This window comes from Marivirga sp. (assembly GCF_051117495.1).
Lineage (GTDB): Bacteria > Bacteroidota > Bacteroidia > Cytophagales > Cyclobacteriaceae > Marivirga.
This window is the reverse complement of the sequence record NZ_JBNPEF010000028.1, coordinates 171,303-188,418: the sequence shown is the minus strand read 5'-3', so window position 1 is coordinate 188,418 and position 17,116 is coordinate 171,303. Positions and strand designations below refer to the sequence as shown.

The window sequence follows — 17,116 nt, the reverse complement described above, 5'->3', positions numbered from 1 at the left end:
TTTGAATTGAATGCAAGGCAAAATTAACAATTTAAAAGAGCTATTATGAGGGAGCTGTTCAAAAAGCTTCGGAAATATGAAATAAAAATTCGGAAAGCCGTAAATAACCAAATGCAGGGCGATTTTCATTCTGTATTTAAAGGCTCGGGTTTAGAGTTTGATGATGTGCGTCCTTATCATTATGGCGATGACGTGCGCACAATAGATTGGAATGTTTCTGCTAAAGGCCATGGCACATTTGTAAAGACTTTTAAAGAAGATAAAGAACAGAATGTTTACTTCTTGGTAGATGTTAGTGCTTCCCAAGAAATAGGTTTGGAAGGCAAACAAAAGTCGGATATTGCCAAAGAAATTACGGGTGTTTTATGTATTTCGGCATTAAAAGAAGGAAGTCAGGTAGGGATGGTAGGATATTCCGACCAGCGAGAATTGTATGTAAAGCCGGGCAAAGGTCAGAAGCATGGTTATTATGCCATCACTAAACTTTTTGATTTAAAGCCAAAATCTTTAAAAACAAGCTTGGATAAAGGGCTTTTATATTTGTTGGGCTTGGTTAAAAGAAGGAGTGTTATATTTTTAATCAGTGATTTTGTGGATGAGGGTTATGAACATCATTTGAAAGCCTTGGCTCGCAAGCATGATTTGGTGGTCATTCATATTAAAGATAAATTGGAAACCGATTTACCGATGTTGGGAATAGTACCAATCAAAGATAAAGAAACTGGGAAAACGAGGTGGGTGAATACATCCAGTGTTAGTTTTAAAAAGCAATTCCAGCAAAAGAACAAGGATCATTCAGCCGAATTGAAAGATATTTGTAAACGGAATCAAGCGGATTATTTACTGATCGACACTCAGGAGGATTACACTTCACAATTAATTAAATTATTTAAAATCAGGAATTTAAGCAAGAAAAAAGCATGAAGAAATACGGGTTGAGCTTACTTTTCAGTCTTGCAATTATCATCAATTTATTTGGACAAAAAATAGAGCCTAAAGGGGAATTTCTACAGGATAGCATGGCTATAGGAGAACCTATACAATACAGCTTAAGTGTAAAATATCCTGCCGATTTTCAAATTTTAATGCCTGATTCGCTTTTTAATTACGAGCCCTTTGAATATAGCCAAAAGCAATATTTTCCTACTCAATCCGATAGTAAACAAAGTTATGACAGTGTTGTTTATACCTTGGCTTCTTTTGAAATTGATAAAGTTCAAAGCTTAAAGCTTCCGATTTTTATTATTCAAGGAGAGGATAGTACTGAAGTATATACCGAGTTGGATTCCATCATTTTGGAAGAACAAATTGAGGTGGTAAGTGATAGTTTGAAAATGAAAACAGATGCCATCATTACTAAGCTGGATAAAGACTTTAACTACCCTTATTTAATAGCTTTTTTGATCGCCCTTGGGATTGTAGTCCTGCTTATTATCATCATTTTTGGAAAGAAAATAAGGAAGAAATGGCGAATTTGGAGATTGAACAAACGTCATCAAAAATTCAGGGAAACATTTGAAGCCAAACTTTCCTCAGTTGGTGATATGTCAGTTGAGAAGATTGAAAAACTGCTTTATAGCTGGAAAAAGCATGCTGAATTTATCTCTAATTCTCCTTATAGAAAATTGACCAGTAAGGAGATCAATCAAATGCAAGAGGATGAGAAGTTGTATGAAAATCTGAAGGCCATTGACCGGACAATTTACAGCTCAAAAGGAAGGGACAATGCCACTGAATCCTTTCAATTTTTATTGAATTATGCCGATGTTATTTTGGAAGAACGAATTAAAGCGATCACAGATGGAAAGTAATGATTGGTTAAGTTTCGATTGGTTTTTACCAGAAAGGCTTAAAGCTTTTGAATATGAATTCCCCATGGCTTTTTATGCCATGATTGCCCTGCCTTTCATTTATTTGTTAGTGGAATGGTTGAAAGAAAGGTTGAGCCCAAAAGTACCTGTAGCTTTCCGAGGAGAAGGTATTGGATTTCAGTTTTCTGCTATTTTACGCTTTATTCCTATAGTGTTATTACTTTTTTCCGCATTGCTAATGTTATTGGCATTGGCGCGCCCTCAGCAAACCAACGAAAGAGTAGAACAATGGACGGAAGGTATTGATATTATGTTGGTTTTGGATATTTCAGAATCCATGAAAATTCAGGATTTCACACCTAATCGACTAGAGGCGGCTAAAAAAGTAGCCAATGATTTTATAGATGGAAGGTTTCAGGATAGAATTGGTTTGACCATCTTCAGCGGAGAGGCTTATTCATTATCTCCTTTGACTACAGATTATAAAATGCTAAAAAATCAGATTTCAGATATTGATTTCAAAATGATGGAAGCATCCGGAACGGCAATTGGAAGTGCAATAGCAGTTTCAACCAATAGAATGCGGGAAGTGGAAACCAAATCAAAGGTTATGATACTTTTAACCGATGGGGATAATAATGCCGGTAATATTGATCCTGAAACTGCGGCCAAGTTGGCCAATGCCTATGATATTAAAATTTATACCATTGCCATTGGGAAAGAGGGTAAAGTACCTTACGGAAAGGATTTCTTTGGAAGGACGCGGTACATAGAAAATTCCATGGACGTCACAGGACTAAAAAATATAGCAGAAATAGGAGAGGGGAAATTTTACAGAGCTACTGACAATCAAGCACTGGAAGAAGTATTCAGTATAATTGATGAATATGAAAAAGCAGAAATTAAAGAAACCCGCTATAAAGACACCAAAGACTATTATGATGTCTATTTGAAGTGGGCGATAGTGTTCTTTTTATTATGGATGTTGACCAAGTCCACCTATATTTCTAATGTATTAGTGGATTAATTAAAGGCTTGAAAGCGGTTAGACGGTTTTCCACCGTCTAATCGCTACTTCCACAAGTTCTGATTATCGGTCAGACGCTTCTCAGTAATATGAAAATTCACCGCCTAAAGTTCTTTAGTGTTTTTAATGACCAGTTGTATAAGCGTCAGACCGAAGGGGCTAATTTAATCAAGCCACCCAAATTGTTTTTTGATTCACAAATTCCTTAATTCCCAATTCAGATAATTCCCTTCCAAAACCGCTCATTTTCACTCCACCAAAAGGAACGGCAGGGTGTGATGCCATCAATTTATTGATATAAATGGCGCCACTTTCAATTTGACGAACAAGACTTTTAGCTTTATCAATATCCTGTGACCACAATGACCCCCCTAAACCAAATTTAGAATCATTGGCCAGTTCAATCGCATGTTTTTCATTTTCCGCAATAAGTACAACTGCCACAGGCCCGAATAATTCTTCCTCATAGGCGGGTATTCCAGTTTTTACATTGGTTAATATTGTAGGTTCATAAAATGCTTTATTTCTTTTCCCGCCTATTAAAAGTTTAGCTCCTTTTTTAACAGATTCTTCCACTTGTTCTTCCAATTCCTTAGCTAAATCCTCTCTGGCCATAGAGCCATAATCAACATGATCATCTGATGGGTCACCAATTTTGATATTCTCAAATTCAGTTTTGAAATAGGCCAAAAATTCATCTGCTATTGATTTTTCTAGGATAAAACGTTTTGCGGCAATACAACTTTGTCCGTTATTGATCATTCTAGCTTTAGCTCCAGTAATGGCGGCTTCTTTGATGTCTGCATCTTTTAATACAATAAACGGATCGCTACCACCCAATTCCAAAACAGTTTTTTTGAGGTTTTTACCGGCTCTTTCTGCTACTTTGCTTCCAGCTCCTTCACTTCCAGTCAGTGTAGCTGCCTTCACTCTTTCATCATCCAAAATCATATTGACTTTGGAAGATGAAATCAATAAAGTTTGAAAACATCCTTTAGGAAAACCAGCATCTGTTAGGACTTCTTCTATTGCCAATGCACATTGTGGTACATTGGAGGCATGTTTTAATAAACCTACATTCCCTGCCATTAAGTTGGGGGCTACAAAACGGAAAACTTGCCAAAAAGGAAAATTCCATGGCATAACGGCCAATACAATTCCGATCGGATCGTGAGCTACATAAGCTTCCCCTTCCGGGACTTCTAATTTTTTATTGGACAAGAATTGTTCTGCATTTTCAGCATAATAATCACAGGCAAGGGCACATTTTTCAATTTCAGTTATAGCTTCTCTTTTGGCTTTCCCCATTTCTTGGGTCATTAAATGAGCATATTTCTCCTTTCTATCTCTAAGTAGAACTGCTGTTTTGAGCATTAACTCTTTGCGGTGGGTAAAATTAGTTGACTTCCAATTAAGATATGTTTCTTGGGCTAATTCAATTTTCTGTGCAATTTGATGATCAGTTTCTTCTTCAAAGCTTTTGATTAGCTCATTATTAAATGGGTTTCTACTTTCAATTGCCATAAGAGTTCTGTTTTTTAGGTTAAAAAATTAATGAACAACTTTATTGGCGTGAATGCCCGATGCTATTAAAGCAAAAGAAGGTGCAAATAATACACCAATAAAGGGTATTAGTATAAACAGGTTTAAAGCTAAACCGTTACCCAAAACAAGACCTTTATGCTTAAAAATTTTCTGTAAGCTTGTTTTAACGCTTAGTTGGTAATATTCATTTCTATAATCCAGCATGGAGGCACCAAAGAAAAAGCTTTCTAGAAAGAACACAAGAATGGCCAAAGCAGGAGAGAGGAAGGGAAGCAATATACTAAGGAAGATCAAACCTAAGTATAATATTATATTGAGTCCAATCAAGATAAATCCCATCATCATACCTCTACCAATTTCAGAAATCAAACGAATTAAATTGATGGATTTTTTTTGTTGATTTAAGATGTTTTGAGTGCGCTCGGAAAGGATGGCCAATACCGGAGCAAATATGATTAAAATGATGTATTTGAAAAGATTGATATATAATGAGATGAGCAATATTCTGATGAATATAGCAGTCAATATTTGAAGCAGATTTCCCCATTCTTGCCAATCTTCAGGAAAGTTGAAAAACCCATATATAGAATCAATTAGTTTGCCTGTATAAACCCAAGCAAGCACTCCCACAAATACAAAAGCAAACAAATTGAAGAAAGCAGCACTCAAAATAAAGCCTTTCAGATTGTGTTTACGCACAAATTGAAAGGCTTCATAATAGGAAAATGTTGATTGACTGAATTCTTTGAAAAACCGACTCATTTTTCAACGGCAAAGTTTGCGGCCTCCCATGCCTGCATTCCACCTGTGATGTTATAAATATTTTTAAAACCTGCTTCTTTCATTTGAGCCACAGCCTTTTGGCTTCTGGATCCTGATCTGCAAATTACATAATAGGTTTTGCTTTTGTCCAATTTTGCAATTGAGGTGGTGAATAAGTCTGTTTTTAAAACATCCAAATTTTCACTTCCAGCAATTCTGCCTTCCGTATATTCTTGGGCAGTTCTAACATCTAATACCACTTTATTGTCTTCCTTATTGAATTCAATGGCATTCAATTCTTTTACAGTTAAGTTTTCCTGTGCATTTCCTTGTGAACAAGCTATTAAAAGGGATACAGATATTAAAAATGTGAATAAGGTTTTCATATAATTGATTTTAAATCTAATTTACAAAATTAATTATTTAAGTGTACCGCAATGTACCAATAGTTACAAATTTAAATAAAATGAAGAAAAGAGTTTTTTAGCTATTGGAAAGAGGTGAGTTATTCCTAAATATTAAATCACTGGTTTAACATTGGCTATAATAGCCTTATTTCACCCTTCAGAATTTTAATGTTTATGAATTTCTAACTTTAATTTATTTAAATTCCTCAGACTATATACTGCATTACAATAGACCTTTGTTGGATTGCAGGGGCTTAGTTCCCCCCATTGGGGGTTAGGGGGCTACCCTTTCAATCTTGGCCCCCAATGCATTCAATCTTTTGTCAATATCCTGATAACCTCTGTCAATTTGCTCTACATTATGAATGGTGCTTTCCCCATCAGCAGATAAAGCGGCTATCAATAAGGAAACACCGGCTCGAATATCTGGAGAGGTCATGGAAATCCCTCTTAAATTGATTTGTCGATCAAGTCCGATGACTGTGGCCCTGTGTGGATCGCACAAAATGATTTGAGCCCCCATATCGATTAATTTATCGACAAAGAATAATCTACTTTCAAACATCTTTTGATGCACTAAGACAGTTCCTTTTGCTTGTGTGGCCACCACCAGAACAATACTCAACAAATCGGGGGTAAATCCAGGCCAAATGGCATCAGCTATGGTCATAATAGAACCATCAATAAAAGTTTCTATTTCATATCGTTGTTGAGATGGAATAAAAATATCATCCCCTCTGAATTCCATTTTTATTCCAAGTCTTTGAAAGGTTTCCGGTATGATTCCCAAATGCTCAATACCGGCATTTTTAATAGTAATTTCGGATTGGGTCATGGCGGCTAACCCAATAAAACTCCCAATTTCAATCATATCGGGAAGCATGGTATGTTCTGTACCTTTTAAACTTTTAACCCCTTCAATATGTAGAAGATTTGAGCCAATGCCCTCAATTTTTGCACCCATTCTCACCAACATTTTACAAAGTTGTTGGATGTAGGGTTCGCAGGCAGCATTATAAATTGAGGTTTTCCCCTTTGCCATAGAAGCCGCCATAATGATATTGGCTGTCCCAGTTACTGAAGCTTCATCTAAATGAATGTATGCACCTGTCAAGCTGGAAGCATCAATATGGTAATAATTTTTCTCCGATTCGAATACAAATTTTGCCCCTAGCTTTTGGAAACCAATAAAGTGAGTGTCCAATCTTCTTCTACCGATCTTATCTCCGCCCGGCTTTGGAATCATTGCTTTCCCAAACCTAGCCAATAATGGCCCTAAAAGCATGATGGAACCCCTTAAAGAAGCCGCTTTTTGAGTATATTCAGCAGTACCAAAGAAATCTAGCTTAACAGACTTAGCTGTGAATTCGTAGCTTTCTGCTCCAATTTTATTGACTTCTACGCCCAAATCTTTTAGCAAGTCAATTAATTTATTGACATCAACTATATTGGGCACTTTATGAATAGTTACTTTTTCGGGTGTCAATAAAACAGCGCAAAGTATTTGTAATGCCTCGTTTTTTGCTCCCTGAGGATGGATTTCACCGGAAAGTTTCTGCCCCCCGGTTATTTTAAATGATCCCATTGATTAGTTTCTTCTTCTTTTTTGGTTGCTTCCTTTTGAAGGTCTTTTACCTTTGTTATTGTTTCTTGGCCTATTGTCTTTAAAGATGGTATCAAAACCATTTGTGGCTTTAACGTGATCAATATCAACGCTTAATTTTCCGTTAGAAAGTTGTTTGATATTATCTGAAATGGCTTCTTCCGTAACATTATCTCTATTCCAGGTAGTATAGAATGTTTTCATTAAACGACCGATATAATAAACCGCGGCTTGCTTTTCTTCAGGATCTTCAATATTAATGGCCTTTTCTACCAATAATTCGATATTACGGCCGTAGTGCTTAAATTTCACTTCATCTGTAGCATATTTTACCGGTTGTGGTTTTTTGCCTAAAATTTCTTTTTCAGGCATAGGGTAAGGACTGTCAACATCTAAATTGAAATCTGACATGATATATAAATCATCCCAATATTTTTGCATATTCTCATTGCTATGATCTTTTGGTCCGCTGCTCAATTGCTTTATTAAATCTACAACCGTGTAGGCCATTTTATTACGCGTTTCTTTATCTTCAACAGTGCGCAAATGCTTGACCAACATTTGGACATTGCGTCCATATTCTTTTAACTTCATTTCAGGTCTTTGAGTGTTATAATCTAACATAGTCTTAGCTTTCTCTTTCACAAAGGTAGAAAATTAGAAATAAATAACAGGCATTACAATTTAATCCTTTAAAAAATAACATGAAGCCCCATGAATATGCCTTGGAACTGTTTTCATCCACTATTTTATAAAGCTTATATAAAATTGATTGTCATATTAAATAGATTTAACCATTTTTGAGAATAAGTAAAACCAAAATATAATCATTATGAAAATAAAATTATTAGGATTTTTAATGGCTAGTATGTTGAGCGTGGTTGTTTTAGGACAAACAAAGGAACGTTGGCAACAGGCCATCAAATATGAAATGGAAATCGATATGGATGTGGAAACACATCGATTCGAAGGAAAACAAAAAGCAGTTTACACGAATAATTCACCTGATGAGCTCAATAAGGTTTTTTATCACCTTTATTTTAATGCTTTTCAACCCAATAGTATGATGGATGTTCGTTCCAGAACTATCAAAGATCCTGACAGACGGGTAGGCGACAGAATCAGTAAATTAAGCGAAGACCAAATTGGTTATCAGAAAATTTTAAGCCTTAAGCAAAATGGCAAAAAGGTAGATTATGAGGTAGTAGGGACTATATTGGAAGTAGATTTGAATAAGCCCATAAAATCTGGTGAAACCGTAACTTTCGAAATGGAATTTGAGGCACAAGTTCCAGAGCAAATCAGAAGGTCTGGAAGAAACAATGCTGAGGGAATTAGCTATTCCATGGCCCAATGGTATCCTAAAATGTCAGAATATGATTATCAGGGTTGGCATGCCAATCCCTATATAGGCAGAGAGTTTCATGGTGTTTGGGGAGATTTTGATGTAAAAATCACCATTGATAAAGATTTTGTACTAGGAGGAACTGGATATGTTCAAAATCCAAACGAAGTAGGTCACGGTTATCAAGCGGAAGGTGTAAAGCCCGGTAAAGGCAAAAATGGAAAGCTTACTTGGCATTTCATAGCTCCACAAGTAATTGATTTCATGTGGGCGGCCGATCCTGATTATACCCATGTAAAGGCTCAAGTTCCTGATGGGCCGGAATTGCACTTTTTATATCAGAAGAATGAAAAGACAGCAGAAAACTGGGAAAAGTTACCTGAGTACACTGTTAAAGCATTCGAATACATGAATAAAACATTTGGAAAATATCCTTATAAACAATATTCTGTGATTCAAGGTGGAGATGGTGGAATGGAATATCCAATGTCCACTTTAATTACTGGAGAAAGAAGTTTAGGTAGCTTGGTTGGTGTGACGGTTCATGAAATGTTCCACAGCTGGTACCAAGGAGTATTGGCTTCAAACGAGTCATTATACGAATGGATGGATGAAGGATTTACTTCATTCGGCTCAGCTGAGACCATGAACGTAATAATGGAACAAGGACAAGAAAATCCTCAATCTGGTAATTATAGAGGCTACTATGCATTGGCTGAAAGTGGTTATGAAGAACCAATGAGCACCCATGCAGATCATTATGTGACTAACTTCGCTTACGGAAGAGCGGCTTATTCAAAAGGTGCTACCTTCTTAGGGCAACTGAGGTATATTATGGGAGAAGATGTATTTTATCCCGCTATGAGAACTTATTTCAATGAATGGAAATTCAAACATCCAAACGATAATGATTTCATCAGGGTAATGGAAAAAGCCTCTGGTTTGGAATTGGACTGGTTCAAAGAATACTGGGTTTACTCCACCAAGCAAATCGATTATGGTATTAAATCCGTAATGGAAAAAGATGGTAAAACCTTCGTTACTTTAGAGAAATATGGTGAAATGCCTATGCCTTTAGAAGTGACTGTTACGTATAACGATGGAAATAGTGAATTGATTTATATTCCATTGAGAATTATGAGAGGCGAAAAATCTTTTAGTTCAGATGCTAACGCTACAGTAATGGCTGATTGGCCTTGGGTATATCCAACTTATACTTTTGAATTGAACCAATCAGCCTCTAACATAAAGAGCATGGTAATAGATGAAAAAGAAGGTATGGCGGATGTTGATAGAGAAAATAATGTTTTTGATGCAGCAAAACATTTAAAGTCAACTTTCGATAAATAATTTTTACAAAAAAGTCTTTACGGTAAATCCAGAAAGTGTATTGCTTTCGTAACTTGGAAAAACTGTAAAGACTTTTTTATTATGGATAATCAAAAAACATCAGCAATTCAATGGAAGCAAATGATCAGTTTATTAGCGTTATATGCTTCCGTAATTATAGGATGGATAGCCTATCATCGTTATCAGCCAGCCCTCCTTGATACATTTGATATGAGGGAGTTTGAACCTATTTTGATATGGGGACAAGCCATCATATTAATTTTAACCCCTCCATTAGCTGGGTATTTAGGTGATAAATACCGAAACAGATTAGGAAACAGGTTAAGAATCATTACTTTGGGTGTTTCTTTTGCTGCCATGATTTTTATGACCGTGGCTTTTACTTTAATTGTAAATCCGCCAAGGTCATTTGTACTTTATGCACTTCCGGTTTTGGTGATACTTTGGTTGTTTGCCATGAGTTTATTTACGAGCCCAGCTATTTCTACAATTGAAATGTTTAGTCCGAGTACAAAACTCCCTATTACAGTGGCCGCTTTAACCATTACCTCAGATTTACTTTATTCTTTGGAGCCGGTAATTGTTGATATTATTGATTTCTTGGGAGGAGCTGCAACATTTGCAGTTGGAGGTATAATCGTATCTATTTCAGGTTATTTATTGCGTAAGAACTCGATGGCAATGACAGATGATGGCAAAGAAACCCGTCCAGATGATTTCAACCCTAAAACAAAAATGGGAAAGGTAATTCTTTTGGGAGTCGGGATGGGCTTATTCTCTGGAATTATTATTGAAGTTTTTCCTGATTACCTAGACAAATTAAAATCTATTATGGGCATGAGCGGTCAGTGGGTTTCCTCATTGGTATTAGTTTTAACCGCAATTTTTTCAATTGTAATCAGCAGGAAGGTAAACAAGGGAAATATCGTAAGATTGCTGTTGATAGGCTTATTATTTGCTGGAGTTAGTACCGTTGGGATATTCACTATCCCCAATAATATGCTCATTATTGTATCATTGGTAGTATTTGCTGTTTTTTATGCCATGGTGAATGTCACGGCTTTGCCTTTGGCACTTCAAAATACAAGTGTAAAAGAAAAAGTATTAGGAGTAGGAGTGTTTTTCTGTGGATTTGAGATTCCAAATAGTTTGATTGACGTGATGTTGATATAAATAAGGATTACTTTATAATTTTTATCAGAAAGTAAATATTGTAAAAATATTTTGTGTAAAGCCTGCCTTAAAATTACTTTATAAGGCGGGCTTCTTGTTTTTTTAAGTGATGGTTTATAATATTCACTATTAATACATATAAAATTTTAATGAATTAAGTAAGTCTTTAAAAAAAAAATCATTAATTTTCTAGCTGTTTAATCAACTATTATTTCAAAGTAAATGCCCCGTTTATTAGTTTATTTTTATTTCCTTACTAGTATTTTTATTTCCCAAAACAGCTATTCTCAATTAATAAGCTATGATACCCATATAAGGATAGAAGATGGTAGAAAGATAACTGAGAAAAGTTTTCTGATCCAAATTAATGATAAAAGCTACAGTGATCTTGCTCACGTTGAAATTCCGCATTCAAAATCACAACAATTTGAAATAATTGAAGCTAATATTCTTGATAAAAATGGAGATATGGTCAGAAAACTTAAGAATAAAGAAATCAAAACACGAAGTTATAGGGGAATTGGTACATTTTATCAAGATAATTTAATCACTGAATTTGATTTGTATTGGAATATATATCCTTATAAAATTTCATATAAATATAGTTCCGTAGTAAGTGAATTTTTATTTATTGCAAATTGGACTCCAATTTATTTTACAGATATACCAACTTTAAAAAGTAGCCTAGTTGTAGAATTACCAAAGGGAACATTTTATAATTTGGAAAATAAGTCAAATGTTACTCCAAATAATTATTTTAGAGGTGAGTATGAATTTTTAGAATGGGAATTAGGTTATGAGGAATTGCAAAAATCACAGATATTTTCCCCTCCAATAGGTGAGTTGATAGCTCGAATAATGATTGTACCACATAATTTTCAATATGGTATTAAAGGGAAAACAAATAGTTGGTCAGATTTTGGCGATTGGCAACACAGATTGAACAAAGGAACAGACCAGCTACCAGACTCAGAAAAATTGATTATAGATGATTTGATCAGGGGAATTGATAAAACTGAATTAGTATTAAAAAAGCTTTATGAATATTTACAGGATAAGAACACCTATATTAATGTTGCTATTGATATTGGAGGTCTGAAAAGCTATCCTGCTTCATATGTATGTAAAAACAGATATGGAGATTGTAAGGCGCTAACTACATACATGAAAGCAATGCTAAATTATGTTGGTATTGATTCATATTATACCTTGATAAATTCTGGAGATAATATTGAGAAAATAAATAAATCAATTCCTAGTCAACAATTTGACCATGTTATTTTAGCTGTTCCGCTTGAGAAAGATACGGTATGGCTTGAAAACACAGCTAATTTTTTACCTTACAATTATTTAGGGACATTTACTCAAAATAGATATGGATTACTTGTAAAAGCGGGAGGGAATAGTCAATTAGTTAAAACTCCTAGCTTAATGGTGTCTAATACCTATGAATTAGATAATTATAGTTATAGCTTAAAGGATAATGGTGAATGGAGTATGAATTTAGAAAAGGAAATGCTAAGAGGGGAGAGTTTTGAGTATTATCTATACGAATTAAAGGATGGGGATCAAAGATCTTTTGAAGAATTACTATTGAAAAAAATATCCCCCAAAGGATTTTTAATGGATAATTATAATGTTGAATTTGAAGATAGAGGAGATCATTTTTTAAAGATAACTGCTACTGGAAATATTGACTCACCAATATCAGAATATGGGAAATTAAAAGTTATCCAACCTTTAGAAATCTCAATGCCTAAATTAGAGGATACGGAAGATAGAACCCTTCCATTAAGAATTAATTATCCAATAAATAAATCAGTTGAAAAAAGTTATGAAATTAATGTAAATGATAATCAAAAAGTAACTTTACCATCTGATTTTGAGCTTAAAAGTAAAATCGGAAATTATCAAGTAAGCTATTCAATGACAGGAAATATAATTGAAACAAAAGAAGTCTTTCAATTACATTCCGAGAATTATTTACTTGAGGATTATGCCACAGTTTTTAACTTTATTGAAGAGATCATTCAATATCAAAGTAAATCAGCTATTATAATAAAATGAAATATATATTCTTTCCAGTCATTTGTCTTTTCAGTTTTCATATATACTCTCAACAAAACCCTAAATCATTTGGTAATGTCAGTTCGTCAGAAATAGAAATGCAATTCTATCAGGAAGACCCTTCTGCCCCAGCTGTAGTTTTATTTGATGTTGGGGATTCTGAGTTTTTTGAATCTGATTATGGTTATGATATAATTTATAGACGCCATAAAAGGATAAAAATATTTGATAAAAATAAGTTTGGTACACCTGAGATAAGTGTACCGATCTATAGGAGTGATAAAGGGGAAAGGGAGCAGATCGTTTTTATTGAGGCACAAACCTTAAATATGGAAAATGGGAAGTTAAAAAAGAGTTATGTCTTGCCAGGGTCAATATTTGAAGAAAAGATTAATGATAATTGGAGTATTAAAAAATTTGTGTTTCCAAATGTACAAAATGGCTCCATTGTAGAATTTAGATATGAGATTGAAACCCCGTTTAAATCTAGTATGCCTAATTGGGACTTTCAAAGTGAAATACCAACTATTTATAGTAGATATATGGTGAGCATGATTCCATTTTATGAATATGTTTTTTATCTACAAGGAGCGAGTGAATTTGATGAATTTGAAAAGTTCAATTCAAAAACATCCCGTTCATGGGGAAAGGTAAATAAAAGTTACGGTCAAAATGTTAGAAGTGGATTTGATTTTCAAGATGTAACCTACAAATTCGTTCTTAAGGATATACCTGCTTTTAAAGATGAATCATATATTAGTTCCGTCAATAATCATATTGTAAAAATGTATTTTCAATTGGCTAAAATTCATCATCCAAATACCGGTAAAAAAGAGATAATTTCAACTTGGTCTGCTTTAAACAAATCACTTCTTAAAAATAAGAAATTTGGAAAGTATATTAAAAAATCCTCTAGAAAAGCTAAAGGTATTGTGAAGGATTTAGAAATTGAAGGTCTGTCAAAAGAGGCTCAAAGCAAAGTTATAATAAATTATATTAAGGATAATTTTGAGTGGAATGGTAGAAATTCAAAATATGCTTCTCAAACCGTAAAAGAGTTGCTGAAATCTAGACTAGGTAATTCTGCCGATCTTAATCTTTTTTTGATTGGAATGTTACATAGTGCTAAGATCGATTGCGAACCTGTTATTCTAAGTACTCGTGAACATGGTGCGATTCGTGGAGAGTATCCTTTTGATTTTTATACAAATTATGTGGTTGGATTAGTGGGTGAAGAATCATCCTTTCTTGCAGATGCCACCAGTGATTTCTTGCCCTATAACAGAATACCGTCAAGATGTCTAAATGATAAAGCCCTAATTGTTAAAGATATAGAGAAAGAAATGTGGATTTCATTGGATTTTGAAATTCCTTCAATAAATAAAAGTATTATTAATTTAATTCCAAATCCTGATGATGTGTCATTGGACTATTCCGTTACTTTGCAAGCAAATGAATACGAAGCTTATGCATTAAGGGAAAAGTTTGAAGATGAAGATGAAGACATTCAAACTTATTTTAAGGAAAAACTAGACAATATTGATGAATCTAAAACTTTGTTTTATAATGACCTCAATAAACCCTACATTTTGATTTTGAAAGGCGAGAAAAATATTACTAAAATTGGGTCTAATTTAATTATTAGGCCATTATTAGAGCTACCAATACAAGAAAATAAATTAACACAATCAGTAAGAAACTATCCAGTGGATTTTGTATTTCGAACCAAAACTGAATATGAAACAAATTTGGAAATCCCTAATGGTTATAGAGTAAGTAGTGTTCCAGATAACTTTTCTCTAAACAATGATTTAATTGATATTAATTTGTCAATTAAGAAAACTGAAAATAGAGTCTCAATTACGGGCAATTATGAATTCAAAAAATCCATATACCAGCCAGAAGAGTACACAGATATTAAGCAGTATTTTGATATTATAATTGAGAAATTCAATCAAGAGATTGTTTTGGAAGAAGAATAATTATTTAACCTCGTAAAAAACAGTGCATTTTAAATAGGCTTAAAACTCTCAAAGGCCTCACCACAATTATTGCAGTGGTGCAATGACCTGCAAAGCGTAGGCCCAAAGGGGGATTTTAATGTGGTATTGGTGCTGTCACAATTTGGACATTCGGCATGCTCAATAATATCTAAATCTTCAATTACATTATTATGAACAGGAGGGGGCGCCAAGCCAAATTTCTTTAAAGCTCTTTTTCCTTCATCTGAAATAAGATCAGAGCTCCATGTTGTTTTTAAATTTAAATTGACCGTATGATTTTCAATGCCGTTTTTATTGAGCACATCTATTACATCTTGCTTCATATAGTCCATTGCTGGACAACCAATAAAAGTAGGGGTCATATTAACCGTAACATGATCATTTTCTATTTCAATTCCTGTAATTACCCCTAAATCCACTAATGAAATAACAGGGATTTCAGGGTCTTTCACCTCTTTCAACAACTCTAATATTTTATCCTCAGTTAATATCATTTTTTTGATGTTTTATTTCAATTTGAAATGGTTGGTGTGCCACCAACCATGGTACATGCCCCGGTCGGTGGCACACCGACCGGAATCCGACTTCAAGAGATGGTAAATATTAAAACATAATTAATTACCAATCAGCAGTAGGGTCAACCCTAAATACCTCACTCATTTCTTCCACAAGAGGTTGAAGGTGTTCTGTATGATTACCATATCTTCCTCCGTAAACTGGCTTAACCGTATTCCAATCCGGTAATTTTAAACCTGCTTCTTCTAATACAATAGCAATATTTTCTTTCCATTGATTCTCAATCGCCTTTTCACCTGGATAAACGCCAGCTTCAATGATATCACTTTCAAATTTTGACGGCTCAAACATGCCTAAGGCATAAGGTAAGGCTTCATTTAGGCTGTTTTGTAATCTTTCGTGTGCTTCTTCATTAGCTGTTGCCAATTGTCTAATCCAAGTGTTGGCGTGCATCACATGATACTTGATTTCACCCTTCAATTTTCTGGCCACTTGTGCTACTTCTTCTATTGGACAATCTGTCAACAAACTAAATCTGATATAATCAGCATGGTCAAATAAGAAATGGCGGATCAAACTAAAATCATATTCACCAATTGGCAACTCCACAAATTGACTATTATGAAACTGATCTGCATTTCTAGTGAAAGCCACCGTATCAGGATCTTGTTCCCCTAATTGATGCAAAAGATTATAGAAAGCTAAGCTTTGACCAACTTTATCTTGTGCCATAGAAGAAAACGCAATATCTTCCTCTAGTAATGGACCAACTCCAGTCCATTCTGAATTTCTATGACCCAATATCAACAAATCATCTGCTATTTTATATAATAAATCTTTTAATGCTTCTTCCGTCATGGCTTATGCGTTTTGTTCTGCTTTAAATTTTTTGATTTTCTCCGTTGCCTTGTAATCCATAGCATCTCTATATTTCTTTTCAGGAAGCGTTTCCCAAATATCGGTAAACTCTTCTCCTTCAATTTTCATAAAATCTTCAGATTTGGCCACCCAAATATTCAATACAGATTTTTCTTCTTGATATTGATTCTTAGCTCTTAAAAGTGCTTCTTCAAAGCAAGAAGCTTCCAAATTGCCAACGTGGGCGTGTTGCTTTCCTCTTTTTTTCAAGTGGAAAATTTCATAATGCTCAGAGCTTCCTTTATTAGCACCTTCCATAATTTCCTCATGAATGAAATCATAGATGTCTTCATTATTTTCGGTGATAGGGGATACCTTTACATTATTTGTATTGACTACCCAAACTCCAGAACAACTCATGCCTCTTCTGCTAAATTGCTCTTTGGCAAATAAAAATGCCATATCAATAGTGGGAGCATGCACAATTCCCTCATGCTGATAAGGCTTGTTTCCCTTAGGCTGAACAAATACTTCAAAAGTCACAAATTGATCTTTGTTTTCCTTTGAAGGAAAAGTAGTGCCAAATTCAGCAGGTATATTTAATCTGTTAATCCGAGGATCTAGTGAGTTTAAAAAATCAGACATTTCT

General features: G+C 34.4%; 15 protein-coding genes. 7 read left to right on the top strand and 8 right to left on the bottom strand.

All coding sequences use genetic code 11. From position 1 onward, the window contains the following. The first annotated feature begins 45 nt into the window (after positions 1 to 45). From ACFE0M_RS15355 to ACFE0M_RS15345, 3 genes are read left to right on the top strand one after another with little or no spacing between them, the layout of a single operon-like run. On the top strand, positions 46 to 924 hold the full coding sequence (locus ACFE0M_RS15355; RefSeq protein ID WP_434546665.1) for a DUF58 domain-containing protein: 879 nt from the start codon (positions 46 to 48) through the stop codon (positions 922 to 924). Beyond that, positions 921 to 1,811, top strand: a complete 891-nt coding sequence (locus ACFE0M_RS15350) for a hypothetical protein (RefSeq protein ID WP_434546664.1) — start codon at positions 921 to 923, stop codon at positions 1,809 to 1,811. The genes ACFE0M_RS15355 and ACFE0M_RS15350 overlap by 4 nt, the downstream gene beginning before the upstream one ends. Further along, positions 1,801 to 2,838, top strand: a complete 1,038-nt coding sequence (locus ACFE0M_RS15345; protein WP_434546663.1) for a vWA domain-containing protein — start codon at positions 1,801 to 1,803, stop codon at positions 2,836 to 2,838. Before ACFE0M_RS15350 ends, ACFE0M_RS15345 begins: the two co-directional genes overlap by 11 nt. Positions 2,839 to 3,006: 168 nt before the next feature. Here the strand turns inward: ACFE0M_RS15345 and ACFE0M_RS15340 are convergent, their stop codons facing one another. The 5 genes from ACFE0M_RS15340 to ACFE0M_RS15320 form a co-directional block, all read right to left on the bottom strand. Continuing rightward, complete coding sequence (locus tag ACFE0M_RS15340) at positions 3,007 to 4,362, bottom strand: NAD-dependent succinate-semialdehyde dehydrogenase (RefSeq protein ID WP_434546662.1); 1,356 nt, start codon at positions 4,360 to 4,362, stop codon at positions 3,007 to 3,009. 27 nt (positions 4,363 to 4,389) lie between these two features. Beyond that, positions 4,390 to 5,145 (bottom strand): EI24 domain-containing protein, encoded by a 756-nt coding sequence (locus ACFE0M_RS15335; protein ID WP_434546661.1) that lies wholly within the window; start codon positions 5,143 to 5,145, stop codon positions 4,390 to 4,392. Beyond that, the gene (locus ACFE0M_RS15330; RefSeq protein ID WP_434546660.1) at positions 5,142 to 5,531 is read right to left on the bottom strand and encodes a rhodanese-like domain-containing protein; all 390 of its coding nucleotides are present in this window, start codon (positions 5,529 to 5,531) and stop codon (positions 5,142 to 5,144) included. The genes ACFE0M_RS15335 and ACFE0M_RS15330 overlap by 4 nt, the downstream gene beginning before the upstream one ends. A gap of 295 nt (positions 5,532 to 5,826) precedes the next feature. Next, positions 5,827 to 7,137 (bottom strand): UDP-N-acetylglucosamine 1-carboxyvinyltransferase, encoded by a 1,311-nt coding sequence (gene murA, locus ACFE0M_RS15325; protein ID WP_434546659.1) that lies wholly within the window; start codon positions 7,135 to 7,137, stop codon positions 5,827 to 5,829. 3 nt (positions 7,138 to 7,140) lie between these two features. Then, positions 7,141 to 7,779, bottom strand: coding sequence for a DUF4290 domain-containing protein (locus tag ACFE0M_RS15320; protein ID WP_434546658.1), 639 nt, complete (start codon positions 7,777 to 7,779; stop codon positions 7,141 to 7,143). A 208-nt stretch (positions 7,780 to 7,987) separates the two neighbouring features. On the opposite strand from ACFE0M_RS15320, the gene ACFE0M_RS15315 reads away from it, so the two are divergent. From ACFE0M_RS15315 to ACFE0M_RS15300, 4 genes are all read left to right on the top strand, one after another. After that, on the top strand, positions 7,988 to 9,850 hold the full coding sequence (locus ACFE0M_RS15315; RefSeq protein WP_434546657.1) for a M1 family metallopeptidase: 1,863 nt from the start codon (positions 7,988 to 7,990) through the stop codon (positions 9,848 to 9,850). An 81-nt stretch (positions 9,851 to 9,931) separates the two neighbouring features. After that, positions 9,932 to 11,023, top strand: coding sequence for an MFS transporter (locus ACFE0M_RS15310; RefSeq protein ID WP_434546656.1), 1,092 nt, complete (start codon positions 9,932 to 9,934; stop codon positions 11,021 to 11,023). Positions 11,024 to 11,245: 222 nt separating this feature from the next. Continuing rightward, positions 11,246 to 13,090 carry a hypothetical protein gene (locus tag ACFE0M_RS15305; RefSeq protein WP_434546655.1) on the top strand — a complete coding sequence of 615 codons (1,845 nt, stop codon included), beginning with the start codon at positions 11,246 to 11,248 and terminating at the stop codon, positions 13,088 to 13,090. After that, a complete protein-coding gene (locus tag ACFE0M_RS15300) occupies positions 13,087 to 15,072 on the top strand; it encodes a DUF3858 domain-containing protein (RefSeq protein ID WP_434546654.1) in 1,986 nt (661 codons plus the stop codon). The genes ACFE0M_RS15305 and ACFE0M_RS15300 overlap by 4 nt, the downstream gene beginning before the upstream one ends. Positions 15,073 to 15,101: 29 nt before the next feature. Here ACFE0M_RS15300 and paaD read toward each other — a convergent pair whose 3' ends face one another. The 3 genes from paaD to ACFE0M_RS15285 all read right to left on the bottom strand — a co-directional run bounded on the left by paaD (position 15,102) and on the right by ACFE0M_RS15285 (position 17,112). Further along, positions 15,102 to 15,587, bottom strand: a complete 486-nt coding sequence (gene paaD, locus ACFE0M_RS15295; RefSeq protein WP_434546653.1) for a 1,2-phenylacetyl-CoA epoxidase subunit PaaD — start codon at positions 15,585 to 15,587, stop codon at positions 15,102 to 15,104. A gap of 124 nt (positions 15,588 to 15,711) precedes the next feature. Further along, a complete protein-coding gene (gene paaC, locus ACFE0M_RS15290; protein ID WP_434546652.1) occupies positions 15,712 to 16,467 on the bottom strand; it encodes a 1,2-phenylacetyl-CoA epoxidase subunit PaaC in 756 nt (251 codons plus the stop codon). A gap of 3 nt (positions 16,468 to 16,470) precedes the next feature. Next, positions 16,471 to 17,112, bottom strand: coding sequence for a phenylacetic acid degradation b (locus tag ACFE0M_RS15285; protein ID WP_434546651.1), 642 nt, complete (start codon positions 17,110 to 17,112; stop codon positions 16,471 to 16,473). Positions 17,113 to 17,116 lie beyond the last annotated feature (4 nt).